We start from the raw sequence: 26,750 nt of genomic DNA, 5'->3' as shown, positions 1-26,750 counted from the left end.
GACGTTTCGTCTCAACCTGAGAACCATCCTGACATTGTGATTACACAAGAATATAAGCGCGCGTTTAATGGGGTGGCGATGACACTTCCAGGAACGTTAGTCGGGAAATTACTTGATTCTGGACTAGTTAGTCAAATTTATGAAGATAAAGTGGTCAAGCTTGACCCTAGCGAACAAAACGCAACTTCACAAAATTCAGTAAACCAGAATAATTATCCAGACACCATTGAAGAGAATTCAATTCCTCTTCCAGGGATTGAAGATTTGCACAAAGAAGGCATTAATGGAAAAGGCATTAAAGTTGGTGTCATTGATACAGGAGTTGATTACAATCACCCTGATTTAACAGATGCCTATAAAGGGTATCGAAAAGTTGATAATGTCGATCCGGCAAGTATTGATCCTACAACTGTAAAAGGGTGGGACTTTGTTGACAATGATGCGGATCCAATGGAAACGACGGTTGACGATTGGAAAAAAGCTGGCGAACCAACTGTAGAAGGTCATGAGTATGTAACGTATCACGGTACACACGTATCAGGAACGATTGCTGCACAAGGGAAAAACAATGTTACTTTTCCGGCGAATGGTGTTGCTCCTAATGTAGAATTATATGACTATCGTGTGTTAGGTCCTTATGGTAGCGGAACAGAGAGTGCGATTGTTGCAGGGATTGAAAAATCGGTAACGGATGGAATGGACGTGATCAACTTGTCACTAGGTGGACAAGTGAACGATCCGTTAACACCAGAATCAATCGCGATTAATAACGCGACAATAGCTGGTGTAACGTGTGTGATTTCGGCAGGAAACGCAGGTCCAGGAGAAGGTACGGTTCGATTCCCAGGAACAGCGGCACTTGCTATTACAGTTGGAGCAAGCGACTTTCCGATGAACATTCCGACAGGATCAGCGACGGTTGGGTCTGAAACGTTCAATAATTTGAAGCTGTTAGGAAAAGGCTTTCATGATGATTTAAACGCACTTGTAAACAAAACATACCCTGTTGTTTCTGTTGGTTTAGGTGGGGCTAATGATTTTAAAGATGAAAATGGTCAACCGATCAATTTAACAGGAAAAGTGGCGTTAATTCAGCGTGGAACGTATGCTTTAGCAGACAAAGTGAAGAATGCAAAAAATGCTGGCGCAGTAGCTGTCCTTCTTTACAACAATGTGGATGGGGAAATTGATTCGTACTTAGCGGAAGATTCAGGGTTAATCCCGTCATTCCGCCTGACAAAAGCGGATGGAGAGCGCTTAAAGACTGCTGCAGCTTCTGCTTCAATTACCTTTACTAGTGTCGGTTCGATGTTGACAGAGGGAACGCATCTGGCAGGATTTAGCTCAAGAGGACCAGTTGAAGGAAGTTATGATATCAAACCTGATGTTGTTGCACCTGGTGTGTCTGTTTATTCAACGTATCCAGAAGACATTCATAGCCCAGAACCTGGCATTGATTATTCAACAGCGTATGCTCGTATTTCTGGTACATCAATGGCATCGCCACATGTCGCTGGTATTGCAGCGCTTATTTTACAAGCGCACCCGGATTACACGCCTGCTGATGTGAAAGAGGCGTTACAAAATACAGCAGATCCATTATCAGGCGACTATTCTGTCTACGAAGTAGGGGCTGGATTAGTCGATGTAAAAGACGCTGTTCATTCAGGCGTAGCGATTGAAGTGCAAAATAAGACGCTAAATTACGATGCAGGAAGTGCACAGAATGTTCTGATTGACGATAAAACAGGATCACTACCTTATGGGACGATCTATAAAAAAACAAACGATATAAATGAAGGCAATAAAACGATTACGATTAAGAATAAAGGTTCTGAATCGAAATCATTCGATATCACGTATGAATACTCGAAACCAAAAACGGGTGTCCTTGATGCTCAAACAAATCAGGTAGCGATCACAACCTCTTCGCAAGCTGTTACGGTTGCTGGTGGCGCATCTGCTGATTTGACAGCGACGATTCGTATTCCATCAACTGCTAAAACGGGTAGATATGAAGGGTATGTGAATATTGTAAACCATGATAATCCTAGCGAGACTTATCGTTTACCATTCGCTGTTCGTGTCGTTGATAAAGGGATTGGAAATAGCATAATGGCTAACCCAGCGATTAGCCAAGTGCTTTGGAAACCAGCACACCCGTTTATGCCTGTACCAGGTCTGGCCTATTTGCAATACAGATTAAATAGCCCAATGAAATCGGTTCGTATATTTATCTATGACAAAGATGGTCAAATGCTTGGCACGACTACTCCAAGAGAAGAAGCAACAAACGCTGCAACCAAACTACTTGATCGAGATATCTTTGCAGGGTTTGATACTGGAGATTATTATCAGTATGTGGGCGATCCGAATGAAGTGAAATCATTACCTAGTACAACGCCACATGGAAAATTAACAGACGGTCAATATTATGCGCAAATTCGAGCGGTTGATTTAGATGGTACAACGAAATACCTTTCACCGTTACAACTATTTGTCATTGATAACACGTTACCAAAACTGAAATTCAAAGATCATGCACCAGGTAAGGTATACGAGTTAAAAGACTCAGATTTTACAACTGAAATGATGAATGGGAATCCGTATAACGCATTTTGGGTTCATACCAATGTATACGATGAAGGAACAAGTAAATTAGCACCACTTGGCATGACCCAATCATCAAACATACTTTGGTATTACTATAACCAAAAGTTTTTCCCAGACGGAGATTTCCCTATTGATGACAAAGGAAATGCAAAATTCGGGATTGAAAAACAGGATATTGAAAAAGGCCCAGCAACAATGATCTTATTCCCAATGGATAAAGCAGGTAACGCTCATCTATTGAATGAATTTTATCATTATGCTTTCATTAAGGAAGGTTCACCGTATGTCGTGCCGACATACGATAAACAAAGAGTATCGTTGAATGATACATTGACGATGACATTGGATTTGAATAATGTTGAAAAATTAATGTCTGGTTCTTATGACGCTAGCTTCTATAAAGACTATCTACAATTTGCAGATGTAAAGGTCAATAAGAAATTCCAAGAATACGCAGATGCACACGGCATTACAGTAAAAGTTGACGATCCAGTCATAAATCCAAACCCAGTTATGAACAGCCAAGACATCGTTAAAGTAGGAGCTCATTTAACTGGAGATGAAGGATTTAGTGGAGATATTCCATTTCTTGATGTAACATTTAAAGTAAAAAATGATGAGTGGAACGTTCTTTGGAATACAATAAATGCAGACGTAAATACGACAACATTTAGTTACACGAAGCAAGGTGAAACAAAGGCGTCGGAAATACCAGCATTTAATCAAGTTAATAGCTTCCGTATTATACCTAAGCATTCGTATGTGACGTCGTTTGCACGTCTTCAAGGTGTAACTGCACCACTTGCAGACAATGGCATTTCAAAATTTGTCACAAGTGCATACGCTCAAAGCGCGGATGGGAAAAAATACCCAGGAACCGTTGCAGATGATAACTTTATCGATATTCATGGCATTCCACTTTCAACTGAACCATATGATATTGTGTTTGAAGCACCAGGGTTTTTAAAGAGCATTCAAAAAGTGCAGCTAGGAACAAAAACGTCTTGGGGCGAAGACATCGGAGAGCTTAAATTCGTTGCAGGTACGCAACTACCGGCGCTCGCTGGAGATGTAAATGGTGATGGCATCATTGATGTGTTAGATGCAAAACAAGTATTTGATAAAATGGGACAAGGAAATACTGAGAATTACCTGATCGAAGATTTCAACAAAGACGGCATTGTCGATAAAAAAGATATGCAGTCTGTTGCATCAAATATCTACAAAAAAAATCCAGATGTCACAGCAAAACCAAAAGAAGTGATCAAAGTTGACGGCAAGGACATGTACGCGACAAATTACTTTAATTTGACAAAGACTTACAGCAATGTGAACACGTTTAAAGTCGCATCAAAAACGAGTCAGTCAGTTACACTAAACTGGCTAGCTGTTGATCCTGTTCCTGTATGGGGCGGATTGCGAATTCAACAGCAATCAAGCGTAGATGGCATCACATGGCCAGATGATTTTACTTGGACGAATGCGGAGCTCGCGTCACCAATCACAGGCGAATCAACAAGTGCGGTCGTGAAAGGGTTAAAAGATAATACATTCTATCGATTCAGATTGATCGTAACGGGTGGATTGAACGGAACGCTTAATGGAGGTAAATCAAACGTTGTTCAACTAACAACAGCGTTTATGACGCCTACAGTGGATACGGTTGATGACAATGACACGACGATTACTGGGAAAGCTGATCCAGGTGTCACTATTGAGGTTTATAACCAAAATCTGATGGTTGCAGCAGGTCAAACTGATACGGATGGAAACTATAGCATTGATATCAAGTCACAAAAAGCAGGAACTGTTTTAGATGTAATTGCGAGTGATGATCTTGGTCGTCAAAAAGAAGTATCGGTTACCGTATTAGATCGTACTGCACCGATTGTACCAACAATCAATGCAATTGATGACAATGATAAATCAATCTCTGGCATCACAGAGGCAAATGCAACAGTTGTTGTGAAAAACAATAACAATTCAATCGCAACAGGAAAAGCAAATGAAGAAGGAAAATTTAATATTGTAATCAACTCACAAAAAGCTGGATCTGTATTAACAGTAATCGCTACTGATGCAGCTGGTAACACTAGCGAAACAGCTTCAATTACAGTATTAGATCGTACAGCACCAAATGCTCCAAAAGTTAATCCAATTGATGACAATGATTCAAAAATTTCAGGATTAACAGAAGCAAATGCAAAGATTGTAGTGAAAAGTAATAACAAAGTAATTGTAACAGGTACAGCTGATTCAACAGGAAAATTTAGTATCACTATTACTAAACAAAAAGCTGGTACAAGCTTATCAGTTACTGCAACAGATAAAGCTGGAAACCAAAGTACAGCTACAACAATTAAAGTTTTAGACAAAACAGCTCCAAATGCTCCAAAGATTTCAAGTTTAACAATTAAAAATAGAAATCAAGTTTCTATTAAAGGTACTGCTGAAGCTTATTCAACTCTTTACGTTAAAGTTGGAAGCAAAGTAGTAACAAAAATTACAGTTTCAACTGGTGGAACATTTACAGTAAATTTAACAAAATTGGCTAAAGGTAACAATACGATTACACTTTATGCAATTGATCGTGCTTCTAACAAAAGCGTTGAAGTAAAACGTACTGTAACAATTAAGTAATCAATTTTAGTAGATTTATAGCTTTCGAAATGGGCATAAGTACTGCTTGGAGGGTTATTGAAATCTACTAAACGAGAAAAAGGGGTGTCTTAAAAGTCAATGTACTTTTTGAGACACCCTTTTCTATTTTAAAAGGTCTTTTGGATTAGGGTAAGTTTCTTGTGAGAAATAAGAACAATCGGCGAATAATATAAAAGTCGAAAGTGATCCTTAAGTTAGCTTATTTTTACTTGCCAGAATACTAAATTCAATATGATTAGAATAATTTTAATAATTTTGTTTCCTATATAAAAAGGTATTTTGTTGCTTTATGGCGAATAATTAATACGTGTATTTTTCTTTGGAGGGTAAAAGATGAAAAAGGTTTTAGTGTTAGGTGGTACGAGATTTTTCGGAAAACGACTTGTTCATAGATTAATCGAAAAAGGTTATGATGTTACAATCGCGACAAGGGGACTTACAGAAGATAACTTCGGAGATCGAGTTAGTCGCGTAATAATTGACCGACGAAATCCGGAGACCTTGACCAAATTAAGTAATCATAATTGGGACCTTGTCTATGATAATATTTGCTATACTCCAAATGAAGCGAAAGAAATTATTAAACTATTAACTAATCACGTTAAAAAATATATTTTTACTTCATCTTTAGCGGTTTATGATACGGGATTAAACCATAAGGAAAGTGACTTTGATCCTTTCAATTATCCTATTGAGTATAATAAAGATAACGAATATTCATACGCGGAAGGGAAGCGCCTTTGTGAAGCTGTTTTATTTCAAGAAGCAAATTTTCCAGTGTATGCGGCTAGATTCCCAATTGTATTAGGACCAGATGATTATACGAAGAGATTACTCTTCCATGTTGATAAAATTTCAAGAAATGAAGAAATCATTATATCTGATTTAAACAAAGAGATGACCTTTATCGATTCTGATGAAACCGCTGAGTTTTTACTTTGGTTAGGTGAAAATGAATCGATTAAAAGTGGTCCTTTTAATGCGTGTTCTAATGGTGAAATAACATTTAAAGAAATAATTAACATTTGTGAAAAGGAAACTGGAAAAAAGGCTAGTATTAACTCGCATGGTGCAGTCGAACATCAATCACCATTTGATGCTTATAGTGATCAATCATTGAGTAATGAGAAAGCTACAAAAGAAGGGTTTCAATTTTTTGAAGTAAATGATTGGATGAAAAATTTAATTCATCATTATTGTTCACTATAAAAAGTTCATAAAATGTTCAAAAAATAAAATTCCGAATTTCTGGAATTTCCAGGTTTTCGGAATTTTATTGAAGTGAAATTCCGAAATTTCGGAAAAACTTACTTTAAAAATATTGAAAATTATAAATTGACTTAATATTATTAGAATTATAAAATAAAATATTCATAGTACAGATGAAAGTCCAAAGAGTTTTCCAATTGTATGAACAAAATCCATTAATAACTTGGCACACTATTTGCTTGTATTAAAGGCAGAAGAACATTCTGTTGAAAGGAGCAAAATACAATAAATAGTGGAATTTAAACTAATACATAGTTTGAATGAAAGCGTTGTCAAAAAGTGCCAATACGTAAAGATAACAAGGAGGTTATTATGGAGATCTTAATTATTTTATTAGCATTAGGACTTTTAATGTTTGTTGCTTATCGTGGGTTTTCTGTTATTTTATTTGCACCAATTTGTGCTTTATTTGCAGTACTTTTAACTGAGCCAAGTTATATTCTTCCATTCTTTAGTAATATTTTTATGGAAAAAATGGTTGGTTTCATTAAGCTATATTTTCCTGTATTTTTACTTGGAGCAATTTTTGGTAAAGTCGTTGAAATGTCTGGAATTGCTGAATCGATTGCAAAAACAATTATTAAATTAGTTGGAGCAAAAAGAGCTATTTTAGCGATTGTATTAATGGGAGCAATTTTAACATATAGTGGAGTAAGCTTGTTTGTTGCTGTATTTGCAATTTATCCATTTGCTGCAAACTTATTCCGTGAAGGTAATATTCCTAAACGATTAATTCCTGGAACAATCGCACTTGGTGCGTTTACATTTACGATGGATGCATTGCCAGGTACACCGCAAATTCAAAATGTTATTCCAACTTCATTTTTCAAAACGGATATTTATGCGGCACCATTTCTAGGCATTTTAGCTGCTGTTTTTGTACTTGCAGTTGGTCTTTGGTACTTAGAATCAAGACGTAAAAAAGCAGAAAAAGCGGGTGAAGGTTATTTAGGATTTAATGGAGAACTAGCTGCTGCACAGGAAACTCAAACAGAAGTTCCTTCATTAACGACAAATACTTCTACACCAGTTTTGAAACAGATTTTAGCATTTGTTCCACTATTATTAGTTGGATTTTCAAATAAATTTTTTGTTGTTTCATTCCCAAAATGGTATCCAAATGGCTTTGATTTTAAATCGATTGGACTGGAAGCTTTTGGGGTTGTTGATATAACTGCAGTAGTTGGTATATGGTCAGTTGAATGTGCTCTAGTTATTGGGATTCTTTCAGCGATGATTTATGGCTATAAGAATATACGTACAAATCTAAAGACAGGAATTAATGCAAGCATTGGTGGAGCACTACTTGCTTCTATGAATACTGGTGCGGAGTATGGTTTTGGTGGAGTAATCTCTGCATTACCTGGATTTGGAATGGTAAGTAAAGGTATTTCTCATACATTTACGGATCCATTAGTAAATGGTGCTGTGACGACTACAACTTTAGCAGGTATTACAGGTTCTGCATCAGGTGGTATGGGTATTGCACTCAGTGCAATGTCTGATAAATATATCGAGGCTATTAATAAATATAATATCCCGCCGGAAGTAATGCATCGTGTTATTTCGATGGCATCAGGTGGTATGGATACTTTGCCTCATAATGGTGCAGTCATTACATTATTAGCTGTAACTGGTTTAACACATCGCCAGTCATATAAAGATATTTTTGCAATCACAATCATTAAAACAGTTGCAGTATTCTTAATCATTGCAGTATTTAAACTTACAGGACTTGTTTAAGAATGTTAAACTACTAATCTTACTTTTGAAGGGAGCAAAATAATGGGCAAGAATAAGGTAATTACTTCAGTTGAAGAGGTTGTTTCACAAATTCATGATGGAGCTACGATTATTGTCGGCGGCTTTGGTCTTTGCGGTATTCCTGAAAAAATGATTTTAGCATTACGAGATAAAGGGACAAAGGATTTAACAATCGTAAGTAATAACTGTGGAGTAGACGATTGGGGTCTTGGTCTTTTATTAGCAAATAAACAAATTAAAAAAATGGTTTCTTCATATGTTGGAGAAAATAAAATTTTTGAAAAGCAGTTCTTAAGTGGAGAACTTGAAGTAGAGTTAGTTCCTCAAGGGACTTTAGCTGAGCGTATTCGTGCAGGCGGCGCTGGAATCCCAGGATTCTACACAGCAACAGGTGTAGGTACACCAATCGCAGAAGGAAAAGAACATAAAGTATTTAATGGAAGAACTTATTTATTAGAAGAAGGTATCGTAGGAGACTTCGCATTTGTTAAAGCGTGGAAAGCTGATAAGCAAGGAAATCTTATTTTTAGAAAAACTGCTCGTAATTTTAACCCGCTTGCGGCAATGGCTGGAAAAATTACAATTGCAGAGGTTGAAGAGCTTGTCGAAGTTGGAGAGCTTGATGCAGATGCGATTCATACGCCAAGCATTTATGTACAACACGTATTCCACGGTGAAACATACGAAAAACGAATTGAACGTAGAATGACTACAGGAGTATAGGAGGCTAATAACATGAAAGATATTCGTCAATTAATTATTCAAACTGCGGTTAAAGAAATTCAAGATGGTATGTATGTAAACCTTGGAATTGGACTACCTACTTTATTAGCAAACTATCTTCCAGAAGGTATTGAAGTAATGCTACAATCTGAAAATGGTTTACTAGGTATTGGACCATACCCATCAGAAGCTGCAATAGATGCTGACTTAATCAACGCAGGTAAAGAAACAGTAACTGCGGCTAAAGGAGCTTCGTATTTTGATAGTGCTGAATCTTTTGCAATGATTAGAGGAGGCCATATCGATTTAGCTATTTTAGGAGGTATGGAAGTCTCTGAAAATGGTGATCTTGCTAACTGGATGATCCCAGGAAAAATGGTAAAAGGTATGGGCGGTGCGATGGACTTAGTAAATGGTGCTAAGAAAATCGTCGTTGTGATGGAACATGTAAATAAATATGGTGAAAGTAAAGTTAAAAAAGCATGTACTTTACCTTTAACTGGAAAAAGCGTAGTCCATAGACTGATTACTGAATTAGCGGTATTTGATTTTACAGAAAAAGGTATGGTTTTAGTAGAATGCGTTGGAGAAGCAACGATTCAAGAAATTACTGAAAAGACAGAGGCTACATTTACAATTAGTCCGAAGTTATTAAATAACGTGAACTAATCTTTTAAAGGAGGCAAACAAATGCAGCAAATGCTTTCTGAGAAGGTTGCACTGATAACTGGTGCTGGTAGTGGAATTGGTTTTGAAATTGCTAAAACCTTTGCAGAGCAAGGAGCAACAGTTGTCTTAACCGACTTAAATGAGGAAAATGTTCAAAATTCAGCTAATTCATTACAAGAGTTAGGGTTTAATGCGATTGGTTATGCATGTGATGTAACAAATGAAGAACAAGTAGTTGACGCGTTTCATAAAGTAATCGATCAATTTGGTGAATTACATATTTTAATAAACAATGCTGGTTTACAATACGTTTCATCAATTGAAGATTTCCCTACTGAAAAATTTGAATTACTTATTAAGGTCATGTTAACTGCACCTTTTATTAGTATCAAACATGTATTTCCTATTATGAAAAAGCAAAAGTATGGCCGCATTATTAATATGGCTTCTATCAATGGATTAATAGGATTCGCTGGTAAAGCGGCTTATAATTCTGCGAAGCATGGCGTTATTGGTTTAACAAAGGTTGCTGCATTAGAAGGAGCAACAGATGGTATTACAGTCAATGCGATCTGTCCGGGCTATGTTGATACACCTTTAGTTCAAAACCAGTTGGCTGACTTAGCAAAATCAAGAAATGTACCAATTGAAAGTGTAATTGAAGAAGTAATTTATCCGTTAGTACCTCAAAAAAGATTACTTACAGTAAAAGAAATTGCAAATTATACAGTATTTCTTGCTAGTGAATATACTGGCGGGGTTACAGGTCAAGCGAATGTAATAGATGCAGGATATACAGTTCAGTAGGATAAGAGTGAAAGGTTGTTTGAGCAGGGGGAGATTCCTGCTCTTATCCTTTCTAGTTCCCTACTACTTTAAGTGAGGTATGGTATGAATAGTATGTTAGAGAGTCTTCCTTTTGATTGGATTCAGGAGATTATTAATCTTGCAACTGAGTGGATTGTTGTCGTTAACCGAGAAGGAAAAGTTTTGTATATGAATGAATCGTATTGTGAGTTTGTTGGGCGTTCTGCTGATGAAGTGATTGGTATGCCTGTAGAAGATGTTATTGAAAACTCTAGAATGCATATAGTCGCTAAAACTGGTCAGGCAGAGGTGGCGGAGATCCATCCAATAAAAAATACAGAAATGGTAGCAAATCGTTATCCACTTTATGTAGGTGATGAATTAGTAGGTGCTGTCGGAACGGTAATGTTCCGAAATGCGCAAGATTGGATTGAGTATTCTAAAAAAGTAGAACCTTTAGTAGAAGAATTAAACTATTATAAAAGAAAATTTGAGAAAGAATTAAGTAGCAAATATAGCTTCAATCAAATAATTGGTGATACTCCAATCTTTAACGCTGCAAAAAATTTAGCAGAGCAAGTATCTGCAAGTTCATCTGCAATCTTACTTTTTGGGGAATCAGGTACAGGTAAGGAATTGTTTGCACATGCAATTCACGATGCTAGTCCAAGAAGAAACTTTCCATTTGTACGAGTAAATTGTGCTTCGATTCCAGAACATTTACTAGAATCAGAGCTTTTTGGTTATGAAGAAGGTGCTTTTACTGGTGCAAAAAGAGGCGGGAAAAAAGGAAAATTTGAGATTGCGAACCGAGGAACGATTTTCCTAGACGAGATTGGTGATATGTCTTTGCATATGCAAAGTAAATTACTGCGAGTACTTCAAGAAAGAGAGATTGAAAGAGTTGGTGGAAGTTCTCCTATTTCCATTGATGTAAGAGTCATTGCCGCTACGCATCGAAATCTTGAAAAGATGGTAGTATTAAAAGAATTCCGCCAGGATTTGTATTACCGCTTAAATGTAATTAAAATAGACATTCCTCCACTTAGATCACGGATAAATGATTTACCTCTCATAGCAAATTCATTAATAAAAAAACTCGAAAGGAAATTTCATCGAAACGGAATACAAATTTCAAATGAAGTTTTTCAAATTCTTAAGTCACATCATTGGCCAGGAAATATTCGAGAACTTGAAAACGTACTTGAGAGATGCATAAATGTCCTAAATGGTAAAGTGATTACACCAAAGCAATTACCTCTTTATTTATATGAAAATCCAACCAATCAAAAAAATACAGTCGAATTCGAAAAAAGTGTATCTCAATTAAACAATCAAAATTCCTTAAAATCGTTAAAAGAAATGATTGAAGAGACCGAAAAGGAAGCAATTAAGAGAGCTCTAATTGAATCTCAAGGTAATAAGATTGAAGCTGCAAAATTATTAGAAATAAGCAAGTCAACTTTTTATGAAAAATGTAAAGCTTATAACATAAAAAGTTAATAGATTCCATGTAGTTTGATTAATTAGGATGTAATAAAAAGGGGGAAATAAAATGGGTGAGAATGTTGTAATTGTTAGTGCTGTTAGAACTGCGATCGGAAGTTTTAGTGGTACATTGAAAGATGTAAGTGCAGTAGAATTAGGCGCTAAAGTTATTAAAGAAGCGATTAATAGAGCGGGTATTCAAGAAAGTCAGGTTGATGAAGTCATAATGGGGAATGTACTTCAGGCAGGTTTAGGTCAAAATCCAGCTAGACAATCAGCATTAAAGGCAGGACTCCCAAATACTGTCTCGGCAATGACAATAAATAAGGTTTGTGGTTCTGGGTTAAAATCAGTCCATTTGGCGACTCAAGCAATTATAGCAGGAGATGCTGAAATTATAGTTGCTGGTGGTATGGAAAATATGAGTCAAGCACCTTATTTAGTTAAAGGTGCAAGAGATGGATTTAGAATGGGCGATCAAAAGATTGTTGATAGTATGATTGCAGACGGACTATGGTGTGCGTTTAATGATTATCATATGGGAAACACCGCCGAAAACTTAGCAGTTCGATATGAAGTTTCTAGAGAAAAACAAGATGAGTTTGCGGTAAATAGCCAACAAAAAGCTGAGAGTGCAATTAAGGCCGGTAAATTTGAAGACGAAATTGTTGCGATTGAAATTCCACAACGAAAGAAGGATCCAATCATCTTTAAAGATGATGAGTATCCAAAATTTGGAGCTACAGTAGAGAAAATTTCATCACTAAGACCAGCCTTCGAAAAAAATGGAACAGTTACAGCAGCAAATGCCTCAGGTATAAATGATGGAGCAGCAGCAGTTGTATTAATGAGTGAAAGTAAAGCAAGAGAACTAGGTATTAAACCATTAGTGAAAATTAATGCAAATAGTAGTGCAGGCGTTGATCCGAGCATAATGGGAATTGGAGCAGCATTTGCAGCTAAAAAAGCACTTGAAAAATCATCGATTGAATTAAGTGAAATAGGCTTGATTGAAGCTAACGAAGCATTTGCTGTGCAATCGCTTTCTGTCATGAAGGAATGCGGTTTTGATGAAAATATTGTCAATGTAAATGGAGGTTCGATTGCACTCGGACATCCAATTGGTGCGAGTGGAACTAGAATACTAGTTACATTGATTCATGAGATGAAGAGAAGAGAGACACAGTACGGTCTTGCAACACTATGTATTGGTGGCGGAGAAGGCGTTGCGACAATTATTGAAAATTGTTTTGAATAAATAATAAGTAAAAGGCGGTAGGACTCTTATAATGAGACCTACCGCTTTAATTTGGTTAGATAATTCTTACTGAAATAACACCCTCAATATCTTTTAACAACTGTTCAACCGGTCCATTAATCGTTTCATCAAGATCTATCATTGTATAAGCAAAAGCACCTTTACTTCGGTTAAGCATATCAGCAATATTTACTTGATAGTTTGCTAGTAATCCTGTTATTTGACCGACCATATTTGGAATGTTTTTATGTGCAATCGTTATTCGTTTTTTCCCTGTATAAGGTAATTCTACATTTGGAAAATTAACGGAGTTCTTTATATTACCTGTTTCCAAATAATTTTTTAATTGTCTTGCAGCCATTCGGGCACAGTTTTCTTCTGATTCAGTTGTTGATGCTCCTAAATGGGGAATTGGAATGACATTCTTCATTCCAATCACTTTTTCATTTGGAAAATCTGTCACATAAACTCCTACAGTCCCGTTATTCAGCGCATATTCTAACGCAACATCATCTACTAATTCAGAGCGTGAAAAATTAAGTAATCTTGATCCCTTTTTCATTCCTGATAAAAGTTTTTCATTCACAAATGCTTTTGTTTCAGGTGTTAAAGGCACATGGATTGTTATATAATCGCATGTTGAAAAAATCTGTTCCAAATTATCGATTCGTTGCACATTCCTAGATAATCGCCATGCAGTTTCGACTGAAATATAAGGATCATAACCATATACTTCCATATCTAACGCAAGAGCGTCATTTGCTACAAGTGCACCAATCGCTCCTAAACCAATTATACCTAATTTCTTTCCTGCGATCTCTGCTCCTGCAAATTCTTTTTTACCAGCTTCTACAATTTTGGAAACATTTTCTTCACCAAATAAAGAACGAGTCCACTCAATTCCTTCAATAATTCGTCGTGAAGAAAGGAATAAACTTGTCAGAACTAGTTCTTTAACTGCATTTGCATTCGCACCAGGCGTATTAAATACAACAATTCCTCTTGAAGTACATTCATCAATTGGAATATTATTTACACCAGCGCCAGCTCTTGCGATTGCTTTAACACTGCTTGGTATGCTCATTTCATGCATACTATGGCTTCTTAAGAGAATTCCATCCGGTTCATTAAATTGATTGTTAACGCAAAAGTTTTCCAAAGGAAATTCTTTCATTCCGTGCTCAGAAATATTATTCAAAGTTTGAATTTTTATCATCTTACAATCTCCTCTAATATTTTCTTTTCAAATTGACTCATAAAATGAACTAATTTCTCAACGCCTTCTAAAGGCATCGCATTATAAATACTAGCTCGCATTCCGCCAACTGATCGATGACCCTCGAGATTCACCAAGCCAGCTGAATTTGCCTGAGAAAGAAATTGCTTATTTAATTCATCAGAAGTTGATGTAAATGGAATATTCATAAGTGATCTGTTCTCTTTCTTAACTGGTGAAGAGAACAAGTCAGATTGATCGATAAATTCATATAATAATTGAGCTTTTAAAAGATTAGTTTGATAAATACTATTTAAACCACCTAATTCTTTAATCCATTCTAAAACTAGCATCGCGACATAAATGCTGAATGTAGGAGGTGTATTATAAAGTGAAGAAGCTTCTACATGTGTTTTGTAGTCGAGCATTGTTGGGCAATTTTTATCAACCCTTCCAATAAGATCATCTCTAATAATGACAATTGTTAACCCTGCCGGACCGATGTTTTTTTGAGCTCCAGCATAAATTAAACCGAATTTTGAGACATCAATTGGTTCAGAAAGAATATTTGAAGAAAAGTCTGCAACTAATGGAGAATTTGTTTTAGGGTAAGTAGAGTATTTTGTACCCTCAATTGTGTTATTCGTTGTAATATGTAAATAATCGTATGGTTCAAAAAGGGCTAAGTCTTCTAAATTAGGAATATATGAAAAATTTTCATCCTCAGACGAAGCGATAATATCAACATCTCCATATTTTTTCGCCTCCGAGATTGCTTTCTTTGACCAAGTTCCTGTATTAATATAAGCAGCTTTTTTATACTTATTTAATAAGTTTAATGGAATCATTGAAAACTGAGTTGATGCTCCACCTTGTAAAAATAACACTTTATAATTTGATGGAATTTCTAAAAGTTCACGTAATAAGCTTTCACACTTCTTAATAATTCCTTCAAACTCAGCCGAACGATGACTCATTTCCATAACTGACATACCAGAAGTACCGTAAGAAACAAGTTCTTTTTGTACTTTTTCCAATACTGGAACAGGCAAGACAGATGGACCAGCGGAGAAATTAAAGACGCGTTCCATAATAATCATCCTCACTTGTTATTTTTTTAATATTCTTACTTTAAACCACCGATATACGTTGGTCAATAAAAGATGAAATAAAATAATAAAAATTTCACAAAAAAATTTAATATTCTAATTAATGAAAAGGGAAAATGTTATTGATTGAAGTATTAAAAATAGTAAATTTATATGAATACAAACAAAAAATTAAGTCGGTTAATACTTTGGTTGATAAATAAAAATGCATAGTTTTAGAAGATAATGGAAAATTTAATGGATATATTGTATTTAAGGGAGTTTAAATGTTTTCTAAATGGTTTAACAGTCCGGTTTACTTTCGTTATGCTTTTTACATTTCTTTTGCGGTAAGTGTATTACTTAATCTAATTTGTTCTGAAAAAAGTGATAGTTTTTATTTTTTGTACATGCTTGATACTGTATTGTTTGGTCTTGGTTTTTACAACCGTCCTAATTGGTTTATCATTTTAGTTTCTACAATAATAGTGCTTTCTAGATACTATTTAGTTCCTCAGACAGGGCATATTATTAGCTACATAATTACATATTACTTAACCACGTACATATCAGTAGGCTTAATGAAACAATATCAGAAAGTTAAAACTGGATCGATCGAGCTAATATTAGCTCTTTCAAAGGCATTAGATTCCAGAGACAACTACACTACACATCACTCAGAATGCGTTGCCAATATTGCTTATAAAATTGCAAAGAAAATGAAATTATCTAAAAGTCTTTGTGCAGTCATCCATCAAGGAGGGCTATTACATGATATTGGTAAAATTGGCATTCCGGAGCATATTTTACTGAAGGATAAGAAATTGACTGAGGATGAATACAATACAATTAAAAAACATCCTGTGATTGGATATGACATAATTAAGCATATTGCTATTTTTAATGAAAATGGCATCTTTGATATAGTTTTATACCACCATGAACGATACGATGGAAAAGGATATCCAGAAGGTCTAAAGGGTGATCAAATTCCTTTAACCGCTAGAATTGTAGCAATAGCCGATAGCTATGATGCGATGATATCAAATCGATTATATCGTAAGGGGATGTCTTTAGAAGACTGCTTAAAGGAAATAGAAAATAATAAAGGAATCCAATTTGATCCTGAGATTACTGATGTTTTTCTTAGCTTATTTGATTTTAAAGAATGAAATTATTTTAAAAAATAGAGGGTGTCCCAAAAATGTAACATTTTTAGGGAACCTCTTTTTTGAATTTTAATTAAGGTTCCCCACAATTTTATTTTAAAACGCCAAGAGTAGCCTTATTTAAATAGGTTACTCTTTTTTTTATACCAGTTTGGTACTGTTTGATTAAAATTTTTATGGTCATCTAATATCGTTCGAACCCTTTTCCACATGAAATCAACTAAATGAGGTGTAGTTTTATAAGACCAAATTATATCTGATGGAATAATCATCGCAGCGTATAATGCATATAAAGTCCAAAAATCATCAGGGGGATTGTTGGAAAAATAGCCATCAATTTGCCCTATTGCAAACGGAATACTTATGTCTTTCGTAAAAAGAGCAACTTTATGAAAATCATGGTACGGATCTCCCCATTCAAATCGATCAAAATCAATAACAGCTTTTAGTTGCACATCTTTAAAAAGTAAATTTGATGGATGAAAATCATCGTGTAAAAATGTAATTGGTCGATTTGATAATATTTGTTTGTTTTCCTCAACAAAGTTAAGAATAAATTCAAGTTCTGGAAATGAAATAGAAGATTCCATTAGTAAATCAAGGTATCGATTGTATTTAGTAAGTCTCATATCTTTCCAAGGTTGATGTTGGTCTGGATTTGTTAAAGAATGAATTTTAAACAATTCATTTCCAGCTTGAATTCCTAATTGATATTGTTGTACTTTAGAAATCGTTTGCAAGTATTCCTCACCATCAATTCCAACAATGGACTCGACAGCATGTATAGTGAGAGCTTCCTCGGGCAATTCAATTAAATGAATTGGTTTAGGGACAAGTGATCCGATTTCATAAAAATGTTCTAGATAAGTATTAATTAGTTTTGCATGATTAGTACGATCAAAATCATAAATTTTAATAAACAAATCCTCGTCCAAATTACTTTTAACTATCCATTTCTCTTCAAATGAAAATCCTTTTGTTACTTGTGAAATTGAATTAGCTGAATGCAAAAATGGGACTTTTTGAATTACGTTATCGTTTAATTTCAAAATTACTCCTCCAGATTATTTTCTTAATTTATAGGATAGTTATGTAAATCTAGGACTTTTATAGGTATTAACAAAAATTTAAATGCAAAAGAATTTTTAAGTCATTTTTTATTAAAATGTCGTTTTTCGTTGGTTTAGTACAAACAACAAAAAATAGTGAAAAAGATTGGAGCGTAAGGTGCTCGACTCCCACCAACTTCTAAAAAAACAACAAAAATTACACAAAAATTTATATTCATATTTATTTTTATACCTTACATATAATGAAATTTATGTAGAACTGTAACGTTTGACTGTATAGTTTCTAAATTATATAATAGTAATATTATTTAAAATGGGGAGGGTTGTCACTTGGGATCGAGTATCGCATTGGTGAGTTAGCTGAAATAGCTCAAGTTTCAAAAAGAACAATTGATTATTATACAAAATTAGGGTTACTAGAAGCAAAACGATCAGAATCAAACTATCGATATTATTCCACAGAGGCAATTGAGACTCTCAGATTTATTGAACATTGTAAAAAAATGAGAATATCCTTAGAAGAGATAAAAGATTTACTGCAAACTAATTATAATCAAAAAAATTGTGTTTTTGAACAAATACAACAAATATCGAATCAAATTATTGAGCTTGAAGCTAAATTAGCTCAATTAGTACCAGTAATATCGACTATGAATGACTGTGAAAAAAATGCTTTAGTAGATTCATTGTCACATCATACATTTCCGTTATTTGAAACATTGAAACATTTTGTAAAATAATGACTAAATTAATTTTAAAACTTAACAATTTATTAAAGCTATAAAATATGTATGTTTTACTAAATTATGGTAATCTATTAAGTAAGTAAAATAATAATTTTATATTTTTGTAGATTGAAATTCTCAGGAGGTGAATACTCGAGTAATATACTCGAGTTCGTCATTGGACATAGTTAACTTGTTTATGATTGCAGTTTTAATCGCACTTACAGCTTTTTTCGTAGCAGCAGAATTTGCGATAGTGAAAGTTAGATCAAGTAGAATTGATCAACTAGTAGCCGAAAAAAAGCGAGGTGCAGTAGCTGCTAAAAAGGTTACGACGAGTTTGGATGAATATTTATCAGCTTGTCAATTAGGTATTACGGTTACAGCTTTAGGATTAGGTTATTTAGGTGAGCCAACATTTGAGCATCTTATACACCCAGTCGTAGAATTTCTTGGATTAAACGGAACAATCGCTACAACTATTTCGTTTATTTTAGCTTTCTCAGTTATGACATTTATTCACGTTGTAATTGGTGAGCTAGCACCTAAAACGGTTGCTATTCAAAAAGCTGAATCGATCACACTAATACTTTCTACTCCACTTATTGTTTTCTATAAAATAGCTTATCCATTTATTTGGGCATTAAATAGTTCTGCAAGATTTTTTACAGGATTATTTGGAGTTAAGCCAGCATCTGAATCAGATGAAGTTCATACTGAGGAAGAATTGAGAATTATTTTATCAGAAAGCTTTGAAAGCGGAGAGATTAATCAGGCTGAGTATAAATATTTAAATAATATTTTTGAATTCGATAACCGACTTGCAAAAGAAATTATGGTCCCTCGTACTGAAATTATCGGTTTATATGCAGAAGACCCAATTGAAGAACAAATTGAAATAATTAAAAATGAAAAATATACACGTTACCCAGTTTTTGGGGAAGATAAAGATGATATTTTAGGTATGGTAAATGTGAAAGACTTTTTTATTCGCTATCTTGATGGAAAAGTTGAAAAAACATACGATTTCGCAAACTTTACTCGCCCAGTTATTCAGGTAATTGAGACAATCGCAATCCATGATTTATTATTGTTAATGCAAAAGAAACGTATACCACTTGCAATACTATATGATGAATATGGTGGAACAGCGGGATTATTAACAATGGAAGATATTCTTGAGGAGATTGTTGGGGAAATACGTGACGAATATGATGATGATGAAAAACCAGCTGTTCAACATATTTCAGAATCACATAAGATTGTAGACGGAAAAGTATTAATTACTGAAATTAATGACTTATTTGGTCTATATGTTGAGGAAGACGATGTTGACACAATTGGTGGGTGGATTTTAACCCAAAATCACGACATAAAACAAGGTGAATCTGTCATATTTGAGGACTTTGAATTCAAAGTTGTTGAATTAGATTCACACCAAGTTAAATTAGTTGAAATAAAAAAAAATGAGATTATTCAGGCAGTAAAATCATAAAGATAAAATGAAAAAGAAGGATTTATACCTTCTTTTTTTGTTTCTTAAACAAATTATTGCTAATACGTTAGAGTGTATACTTTGTACAATAATTCACAAAAAGTTAACAACTGACAACTCCAATTAAATTCCTTTTATTATAAAATAAGGTTGTAAGGTTGATTTGAGCAGAAGTTCTATATTCTTCTAATAGTTATATTTATAACTATTTAAATCAGCTTATTTTTTAATCGTTTCGTACAATACCTCATTTTTCCCCCCTCTACTTTTCTAAAGTAAGAGGCTTTTTTTTGCATAATTTTTCCTTTATTGAATACATATAAATTAAATATTTGTAAAGGATTGTCGATAGTTAATAATTTAAAAATTTGTTATAGGGGTGTGAAGTGCTTGTCAGATGCTCCCTCGGGTAATGGTATTAAAAATTTTTTAAACTTTATTAACCGACTTTTTTTTAGGGAATCAAAGGATCGAAAAAATGTAGATTCAAATGAAAAACATCGCTTAATTCATAATTATCTATTTCATGTTGACGATGAAGAACAATTTAAATTGTACGAGGATGAATTATTTTTAAGAACAATCACTTTTAAAGAAAAAAAAGTAAATGACATTTTGACACCCCGAACAAATGTTGTGGCGATTGATATAAATGAATCTGTGGACTTTATATGTAATTTATTTTTACAGGAACGGTTTTCTAGAATCCCAGTTTATGAGCAGGATATAGATCATATAGTAGGTGTAATTTCCGAAAGGGAATTTTTAACGCAACTAATACAAAAACAAACAGTTAATATTCATGATCTGATTAGAGAGCCGATTTTTGTTATAGAAACGATGAAAATTTCTACAGTACTAAAAATCCTTCAAAAACAAAATGCACATCTAGCTATTGTAATGGATGAATTTGGAGGAACTTCCGGAATCGTTACGCTTGAAGACATAATAGAAGAACTCGTTGGCGAAATTAGAGATGAATTTGACGAGCTAGAGGATGATTTTTTCCAAATAAATGAGAATGAATACCAATTCCAAGCTTCAATTGACTTATCGAGTTTTTTTAATCGGTTTAACATAAAAAAGCCTAGTAGTAGATATTTAACATTAGGTGGATGGTTATTTGAAAGTTTTAAACATATACCACAAAATGGAGAATTACTTCAATATAAAAATTTAACCTTCATCATTAAAGAAGTTCAAAATAGAAGAATACAAAGTGTAATCGTAAAAATAAATCACCAAAATTTGCAAAGTAAACTCGGTTCTTAGGAGCCGAGTTTTTATGTTTGTGTACTTAATTGCTTGCAGTTTGGACCTAAAAAATCAATATGACAATAATTACTTTGTTGCTTATTTTGGTAATTTTAGGTTAATGATAAATTGTTGTTTTCATTAGACGTCCAGTTTTTCTAACTTTCTTTTTCAATCATAAAAATAGAATTAAAAAGACAAAAAGAAAAATAATAAAAATATAAGATTTTTTTGTTGTAATTTTTTAATACATGCAATATATTTAAGACACACAATTCAAAACAAACAATTCCGATAAGGTTAAGGGAGATTAAAGAATGAATATTAAGAAAATTGGTTTAACATTAGGTTCGTTATTTTTAGCAGCAGGTGTTATGGCAGGCTGTAATACAAATAAAAAAGAAGAAACTGCAAAAGGAAAAGATTTATTAACTCAAGTGAAGGATAGCGGAGAGTTAAAAATTGGTACTGAAGGTACATATGCACCTTTCACGTTCCATGATAAATCTGGTAAATTAACAGGTTTTGATGTTGATTTAGCAAATGAAGTTGCAAAACGTTTAGGAGTAAAACCAAAATATTTTGAAACTCAATGGGATGCAATGTTTGCAGGTTTAGATGCAAAACGTTTTGACATCATTGCAAATGAAGTTGGTATTAGACCAGATCGTGAGAAAAAATATTATTTCTCTGACCCATATATTACTTCATCAGGTGCATTAGTTGTAAAATCAGATTCAAAAGTTAACTCGTTTGATGGAATTAAAGGTTTAAATGCTGCACAATCTTTAACAAGTAATTATGGTGATTTAGCTAAAAAATATGGAGCTAAATTAGTTGGAGTAGAAGGCTTTAGCCAAGCAATTCAATTAATTGAAACTGGCCGTGCTGATGTTACAATTAACGATAAATTATCAATTCAAAACTATTTAAATGAAACTGGCGACAATAAAGTTAAAATTGCAGCATTAGAAAATGATGCATCTAACAGTGGATTTATGTTCCGTAAAGATGATGATTCATTAGTAAAAGCAGTGAACAAAGCACTTGCAGATATGAAAAAAGACGGGAAATACGATGAAATAGTACAAAAATGGTTCGGTAAAGATGGACTTAAATAACATACTCAGTCCAGAGTGGGCTGACAATTTAACCATTGCGAAGGATTCTTTCCTTCCAATGGTTAAAACTGCTTTAATAGGTACTATTCCATTAACAATTATTACATTTGTAGTGGGTCTTGTATTAGCATTTATTACCGCACTTTTCCGTCTGTCAGGTAATAAATTCTTAAATGGTGTAGCCAGATTTTATGTTTCAATCATTAGAGGAACACCACTTTTAGTACAATTATTTATTATTTTTTATGGTTTACCTTCAATACATGTTACAATATCACCTTATATTTCTGCTATTATTGGTTTTTCATTAAGTGTTGGTGCTTACGCATCTGAAATCATTAGAGGATCAATCCAGTCGATTGATAAGGGGCAATGGGAAGCTGCTTATTCGATTGGCATGACATACAATCAAACATTAAAACGAATTATTATTCCTCAAGCTGCGAGAGTCTCATTACCGCCGTTATCAAATACTTTTATTAGTTTAGTAAAAGACACTTCTTTGGCTTCATTAATTTTAGTAACTGAAATGTTTAGAACAGCCCAGGAAATAGCTGCAACGAATTATAAATTTTTAGTTGTTTATATAGAAGCTGCATTCATCTATTGGATAATTTGCTTCTTCCTTTCAGTCATTCAAGGTCGATTAGAAGCTCGAGTTGAACGCTATGTTGCTAAGTAATGGAGGAAGAACATATGATAAAACTAGAAAATATTAAAAAAAGTTTTGGTGAATTAGAAGTATTAAAAGATGTTAGCTTAAATGTGGAAAAAGGTACTGTTACTGCTATTATCGGTCCTTCTGGTTCCGGGAAAACTACATTTTTAAGATGTATTAATGTTTTAGAGCATCCGACAGATGGAAAAATAACAATTGATGAACAGACATTAGATTTTTCCAATAAAGTAGCTAAGAAAGAAATTATCTCTTTAAGAAGTAAAACAGGTATGGTTTTTCAACAACATCATTTATTTCCTCACTTAACAGCGTTAGAAAATGTGATGGAAGGTTTAGTAACTGTACAAAAAATAAAAAAAGATGTTGCAAAGAAGAAAGCAACTGACTTACTTACTAAAGTAGGATTAGAAGAGAAAATAAATTTATTACCACATCAACTTTCAGGTGGTCAGCAACAACGTGTAGGCATTGCGAGAGCGTTAGCCTTAGAACCGACTGTCATTTTATTTGATGAACCAACTTCAGCGTTAGATCCAGAGCTTGTACAAGAAGTTCTAAAGGTAATGAAGGAGTTAGCAGAAGAGGGAATGACAATGATTGTTGTTACACATGAAATGAAATTTGCTCGAGATGTCGCGGATGAAGTCATTTTTATGGATGGTGGCTATATTGTTGAACAAGGTCATCCAAGAGATGTTTTAGAGCATCCTAAACATGCAAGAACAAAACAATTTTTACAATTAATACAGTAATTTTAAGATAAAATATTTTACAAAGTAGTGTAGAAAACTAGTACTAGATGTTGATCTAGTGCTTTTTTTTATGTAAAAATGCGAAAAACATATTAAATTGTTATTTCCAAAATTTACATTAGCTAAACATACATATGTTAATCGATTAGAGTCATACTATCATTACACTACTTAAGGAGGTGAGACAACATGGCAAACAACAACAGCTTAGTAGTAAATGGTGCACAACAAGCATTAGATTCTATGAAGTATGAAATCGCTTCTGAGTTTGGAGTAACTTTAGGTCCTGATTCTACAGCTCGTGCTAACGGTTCTGTAGGTGGTGAAATCACTAAACGTTTAGTTCAAATGGCTGAACAAAGCTTAGGTGGTTATTCAAAATAATATCTATGGCTAATAAGGGATGGAGATTAATCTCCATCCTTTCTTAATGAAGAAAATAAAATTGGAGTGAGCTTTTTATGGATGGTATTTGTCCACTGTGCAATGGAATTGAGCATTATAAACTAAGATGTCCTATTTGTGAAAATCATTGTGAAGATAAAGGCAGAGCTATTGATTACGAAGATAAATATAGTCCATATTTAGATTATGACATTTCAGCAAAAGCTGATGGTTTAACAGAGCATAATTCAAATCAGTATTGTACACATATGTTTAATTGTCCAGATTGTAATGAAGGTTTTCTTAAGATTATTGAGAAAATAAAATAACGCAGTACCAATTAAAATGGTACCGCGTTATTTTATGTTTAATACATTATTGAATTATCGAATACGAGATTCAGTTTCTTTATCAAAGAAATGAACCTTGTTCATGTCTACTGCTAATTTAATTACTTGACCATGTGTAAATGTTGAACGTGCATCTAATCTTGCTACTAATGTATTACCTTCAAAGTTAGTGTAAAGCATTGATTCTGCTCCTAAAAGCTCAGCTACTTCAATTTTTAAATCAAGAACTGTACCTTGAGATGCTTCGATAAATACTGGTTCGTCATGTAAATCTTCAGGACGTACACCTAAAATAACTTCTTTTCCAACATATCCATTATCGCGTAATGTTTTCATTTTTCCTTCAGGTATAGCAACTTTTTTGCTGCCTAAGTTAAAGTGACCATCTTCAACTTTACCAGAAACAAAGTTCATTGCAGGTGAACCAATAAATCCACCAACGAAAACGTTTTCAGGGCGATCATAAACTTCTTTTGGTGTACCTACTTGTTGAATAATACCATCTTTCATTACTACTAAACGTGTAGCCATTGTCATTGCTTCTGTTTGATCATGTGTTACATAAATAGTTGTCGTTTGAAGACGTTGATGTAATTTTGAAATCTCAGAACGCATTGCAACACGTAATTTAGCATCTAAGTTTGATAATGGCTCATCCATTAAGAATACTTTTGCATCACGTACAATTGCACGTCCAAGCGCTACACGTTGACGTTGTCCACCAGACAAAGCCTTTGGTTTACGATTTAAATATTCCTCAAGACCTAAAATACGTGCAGCATCTTTTACACGACGATCAATTTCTGCTTTGTCAAACTTACGTAATTTTAATCCGAAAGCCATGTTATCATATACAGTCATATGTGGGTAAAGTGCGTAGTTTTGGAATACCATTGCGATGTCACGATCTTTTGGTTGAACATCATTTACACGCTTGCCGTCAATAAGGAAGTCACCTTTTGAAATATCTTCTAAACCAGCGATCATTCGAAGAGTTGTTGATTTACCGCATCCAGAAGGACCAACGAATACGATAAATTCTTTGTCTTCAATATGAAGATTAAAATCTTTTACAGCCGTTACGTTATTGTCATAAATTTTATAAATGTGTTCTAATTTTAATTCTGCCATTATTATTACCTCCAACTATTTGTAATCGGTTTCATTGATTAAATTGTAAACATTTAAACGTTTTTAAACAATGGCAAAGGTTCACAAAAAAAATAGCCTACTTTGTACAAGGTGCACAAAAAGGCTTTTAATAATTTTCATTCACGATCTCAAGTAGATGAATTGCTAAAAATATAACTAGTCCATCCTCAAAATGCTTTAAATCGATACCAGTTTGTTCCGAAAATTTATCAAGACGATATTGAACAGTATTTCGATGTAAAAAAGCTTTTTTTGAAGTAGCCGTTACATTTAAATTTTGTTGAAGAAAGATTTTTACCGTTGAAAGAATTGGATCATCAATTTTCATATCATTCAAAAATAAATTAGGTAATTCCTTTTGTAAATCATCTGGTAAAAAGGAAAGGATGTAATAAAGCATTTCTTTTGAAAACCAAAGTATATTTTTTTGCTTTTTTACGGATAATGCTTTTTTAAAACATTGATGTTCAATATCGAAATAAAGGCTTAGATTTGCTAATGGTGAATAGCGTTTTCCTACAAAAAAGGTAACATCATGGTACAAGTCAGCTGCAATGATTTCTTGCATATGCTCTAAAAATTCTTTGTTAAATGGTTGATCGATTATTTTTTCAATAATGACGCCTTCCTTAGCAGAATTCCAAACCACAATTACTTCTTTATGAAAGAATGCTTTGATTGCTTCTTCAAACTCATTTTTACTAGAGAATAACTGATTGCTAAAAAAATGAATAAAACGAATTGAAGTAGGGTGAGAAGCTTCGGTTTCGAAAGAGAAAGGATTATGTCCTTTACTGAAAAATAAATATTGAAACCATTCGCTTTGTGCAGATGGCATCAAAATTGCATCTGATTCTAACTTAGTAAAAAGACATTCCAGTAGGTTATTTTGTTCCTCTGATATTGAAATTTTTTTAATCCCGAAAATTTCTTGATTCTCAGTAGAAAACCAAGAATAATCCATATATGTACTCTCATCAGGCGTGACTGAAACAGACTCACTCCCAAATAATGTCTTAATTTTATCAATCATATTCATTACC

At 33.8% G+C, this 26,750-nt stretch carries 22 protein-coding genes and 1 pseudogene; 18 read left to right on the top strand and 5 right to left on the bottom strand.

Annotation, left to right across the window (positions count from 1 at the left end; all coding sequences use genetic code 11):
- Nucleotides 1–234 precede the first annotated feature (234 nt).
- From EP747_RS25375 to EP747_RS12720, 9 genes and pseudogenes are all read left to right on the top strand, one after another.
- Nucleotides 235–1,782: pseudogene (locus EP747_RS25375) on the top strand (S8 family serine peptidase); the annotation flags it as partial.
- Nucleotides 1,771–5,253, top strand: coding sequence for an Ig-like domain-containing protein (locus EP747_RS25370; protein ID WP_419179312.1), 3,483 nt, complete (start codon nucleotides 1,771–1,773; stop codon nucleotides 5,251–5,253). The pseudogene EP747_RS25375 and the gene EP747_RS25370, both read left to right, overlap by 12 nt.
- 354 nt (nucleotides 5,254–5,607) lie before the next feature.
- Entirely contained in the window at nucleotides 5,608–6,483 is an 876-nt protein-coding gene (locus EP747_RS12750) for an NAD-dependent epimerase/dehydratase family protein (RefSeq protein ID WP_129690483.1), read from the top strand.
- Nucleotides 6,484–6,855: 372 nt separating this feature from the next.
- Nucleotides 6,856–8,286, top strand: a complete 1,431-nt coding sequence (locus EP747_RS12745) for a GntP family permease (protein WP_129690481.1) — start codon at nucleotides 6,856–6,858, stop codon at nucleotides 8,284–8,286.
- Between the two features lie 42 nt (nucleotides 8,287–8,328).
- Complete coding sequence (locus EP747_RS12740; RefSeq protein ID WP_129690479.1) at nucleotides 8,329–9,030, top strand: CoA transferase subunit A; 702 nt, start codon at nucleotides 8,329–8,331, stop codon at nucleotides 9,028–9,030.
- Nucleotides 9,031–9,042: 12 nt separating this feature from the next.
- Complete coding sequence (locus EP747_RS12735) at nucleotides 9,043–9,699, top strand: 3-oxoacid CoA-transferase subunit B (RefSeq protein WP_129690477.1); 657 nt, start codon at nucleotides 9,043–9,045, stop codon at nucleotides 9,697–9,699.
- Nucleotides 9,700–9,729: 30 nt separating this feature from the next.
- Complete coding sequence (locus tag EP747_RS12730) at nucleotides 9,730–10,506, top strand: 3-hydroxybutyrate dehydrogenase (RefSeq protein WP_129690682.1); 777 nt, start codon at nucleotides 9,730–9,732, stop codon at nucleotides 10,504–10,506.
- A gap of 84 nt (nucleotides 10,507–10,590) precedes the next feature.
- Complete coding sequence (locus tag EP747_RS12725; protein WP_129690475.1) at nucleotides 10,591–12,009, top strand: sigma-54 interaction domain-containing protein; 1,419 nt, start codon at nucleotides 10,591–10,593, stop codon at nucleotides 12,007–12,009.
- A 52-nt stretch (nucleotides 12,010–12,061) separates the two neighbouring features.
- Complete coding sequence (locus EP747_RS12720; protein WP_129690473.1) at nucleotides 12,062–13,252, top strand: acetyl-CoA C-acetyltransferase; 1,191 nt, start codon at nucleotides 12,062–12,064, stop codon at nucleotides 13,250–13,252.
- Between the two features lie 55 nt (nucleotides 13,253–13,307).
- Here EP747_RS12720 and EP747_RS12715 read toward each other — a convergent pair whose 3' ends face one another.
- Nucleotides 13,308–14,468, bottom strand: coding sequence for a phosphoglycerate dehydrogenase (locus EP747_RS12715; protein WP_129690472.1), 1,161 nt, complete (start codon nucleotides 14,466–14,468; stop codon nucleotides 13,308–13,310).
- A complete protein-coding gene (serC, locus tag EP747_RS12710) occupies nucleotides 14,465–15,559 on the bottom strand; it encodes a 3-phosphoserine/phosphohydroxythreonine transaminase (protein ID WP_129690470.1) in 1,095 nt (364 codons plus the stop codon). Before serC ends, EP747_RS12715 begins: the two co-directional genes overlap by 4 nt.
- 284 nt (nucleotides 15,560–15,843) lie before the next feature.
- On the opposite strand from serC, the gene EP747_RS12705 reads away from it, so the two are divergent.
- On the top strand, nucleotides 15,844–16,728 hold the full coding sequence (locus EP747_RS12705; protein ID WP_129690468.1) for an HD-GYP domain-containing protein: 885 nt from the start codon (nucleotides 15,844–15,846) through the stop codon (nucleotides 16,726–16,728).
- A 113-nt stretch (nucleotides 16,729–16,841) separates the two neighbouring features.
- Here the strand turns inward: EP747_RS12705 and EP747_RS12700 are convergent, their stop codons facing one another.
- The gene (locus EP747_RS12700) at nucleotides 16,842–17,774 is read right to left on the bottom strand and encodes an aminoglycoside phosphotransferase family protein (RefSeq protein WP_165347031.1); all 933 of its coding nucleotides are present in this window, start codon (nucleotides 17,772–17,774) and stop codon (nucleotides 16,842–16,844) included.
- Nucleotides 17,775–18,118: 344 nt separating this feature from the next.
- On the opposite strand from EP747_RS12700, the gene EP747_RS12695 reads away from it, so the two are divergent.
- The 8 genes from EP747_RS12695 (at nucleotide 18,119) to EP747_RS12660 (ending at nucleotide 24,534) form a co-directional block, all read left to right on the top strand.
- A complete protein-coding gene (locus EP747_RS12695; RefSeq protein ID WP_235832872.1) occupies nucleotides 18,119–18,535 on the top strand; it encodes a MerR family transcriptional regulator in 417 nt (138 codons plus the stop codon).
- A 163-nt stretch (nucleotides 18,536–18,698) separates the two neighbouring features.
- Nucleotides 18,699–20,015, top strand: a complete 1,317-nt coding sequence (locus EP747_RS12690) for a hemolysin family protein (protein ID WP_129690464.1) — start codon at nucleotides 18,699–18,701, stop codon at nucleotides 20,013–20,015.
- A 390-nt stretch (nucleotides 20,016–20,405) separates the two neighbouring features.
- Complete coding sequence (locus tag EP747_RS12685; protein WP_129690462.1) at nucleotides 20,406–21,287, top strand: hemolysin family protein; 882 nt, start codon at nucleotides 20,406–20,408, stop codon at nucleotides 21,285–21,287.
- Nucleotides 21,288–21,592: 305 nt separating this feature from the next.
- On the top strand, nucleotides 21,593–22,390 hold the full coding sequence (locus EP747_RS12680) for an amino acid ABC transporter substrate-binding protein (protein ID WP_419179311.1): 798 nt from the start codon (nucleotides 21,593–21,595) through the stop codon (nucleotides 22,388–22,390).
- Nucleotides 22,377–23,072, top strand: a complete 696-nt coding sequence (locus tag EP747_RS12675) for an amino acid ABC transporter permease (RefSeq protein ID WP_129690458.1) — start codon at nucleotides 22,377–22,379, stop codon at nucleotides 23,070–23,072. The genes EP747_RS12680 and EP747_RS12675 overlap by 14 nt, the downstream gene beginning before the upstream one ends.
- A gap of 14 nt (nucleotides 23,073–23,086) precedes the next feature.
- The gene (locus EP747_RS12670; RefSeq protein ID WP_129690456.1) at nucleotides 23,087–23,821 is read left to right on the top strand and encodes an amino acid ABC transporter ATP-binding protein; all 735 of its coding nucleotides are present in this window, start codon (nucleotides 23,087–23,089) and stop codon (nucleotides 23,819–23,821) included.
- Nucleotides 23,822–24,010: 189 nt separating this feature from the next.
- Nucleotides 24,011–24,205, top strand: a complete 195-nt coding sequence (locus EP747_RS12665; RefSeq protein ID WP_056472044.1) for an alpha/beta-type small acid-soluble spore protein — start codon at nucleotides 24,011–24,013, stop codon at nucleotides 24,203–24,205.
- A 77-nt stretch (nucleotides 24,206–24,282) separates the two neighbouring features.
- Nucleotides 24,283–24,534 (top strand): hypothetical protein, encoded by a 252-nt coding sequence (locus EP747_RS12660; protein ID WP_129690454.1) that lies wholly within the window; start codon nucleotides 24,283–24,285, stop codon nucleotides 24,532–24,534.
- Between the two features lie 54 nt (nucleotides 24,535–24,588).
- Here the strand turns inward: EP747_RS12660 and EP747_RS12655 are convergent, their stop codons facing one another.
- Entirely contained in the window at nucleotides 24,589–25,686 is a 1,098-nt protein-coding gene (locus EP747_RS12655) for an ABC transporter ATP-binding protein (RefSeq protein ID WP_129690452.1), read from the bottom strand.
- Nucleotides 25,687–25,813: 127 nt separating this feature from the next.
- On the bottom strand, nucleotides 25,814–26,740 hold the full coding sequence (locus EP747_RS12650; protein WP_165347029.1) for a PucR family transcriptional regulator: 927 nt from the start codon (nucleotides 26,738–26,740) through the stop codon (nucleotides 25,814–25,816).
- Nucleotides 26,741–26,750 lie beyond the last annotated feature (10 nt).

Source organism: Gottfriedia acidiceleris, assembly GCF_004138285.1.
Classification (GTDB): domain Bacteria; phylum Bacillota; class Bacilli; order Bacillales; family Bacillaceae_G; genus Gottfriedia; species Gottfriedia acidiceleris_A.
The sequence above is the reverse complement of the archived record's forward strand: the minus strand, read 5'-3'. Positions and strand labels throughout refer to the sequence as shown.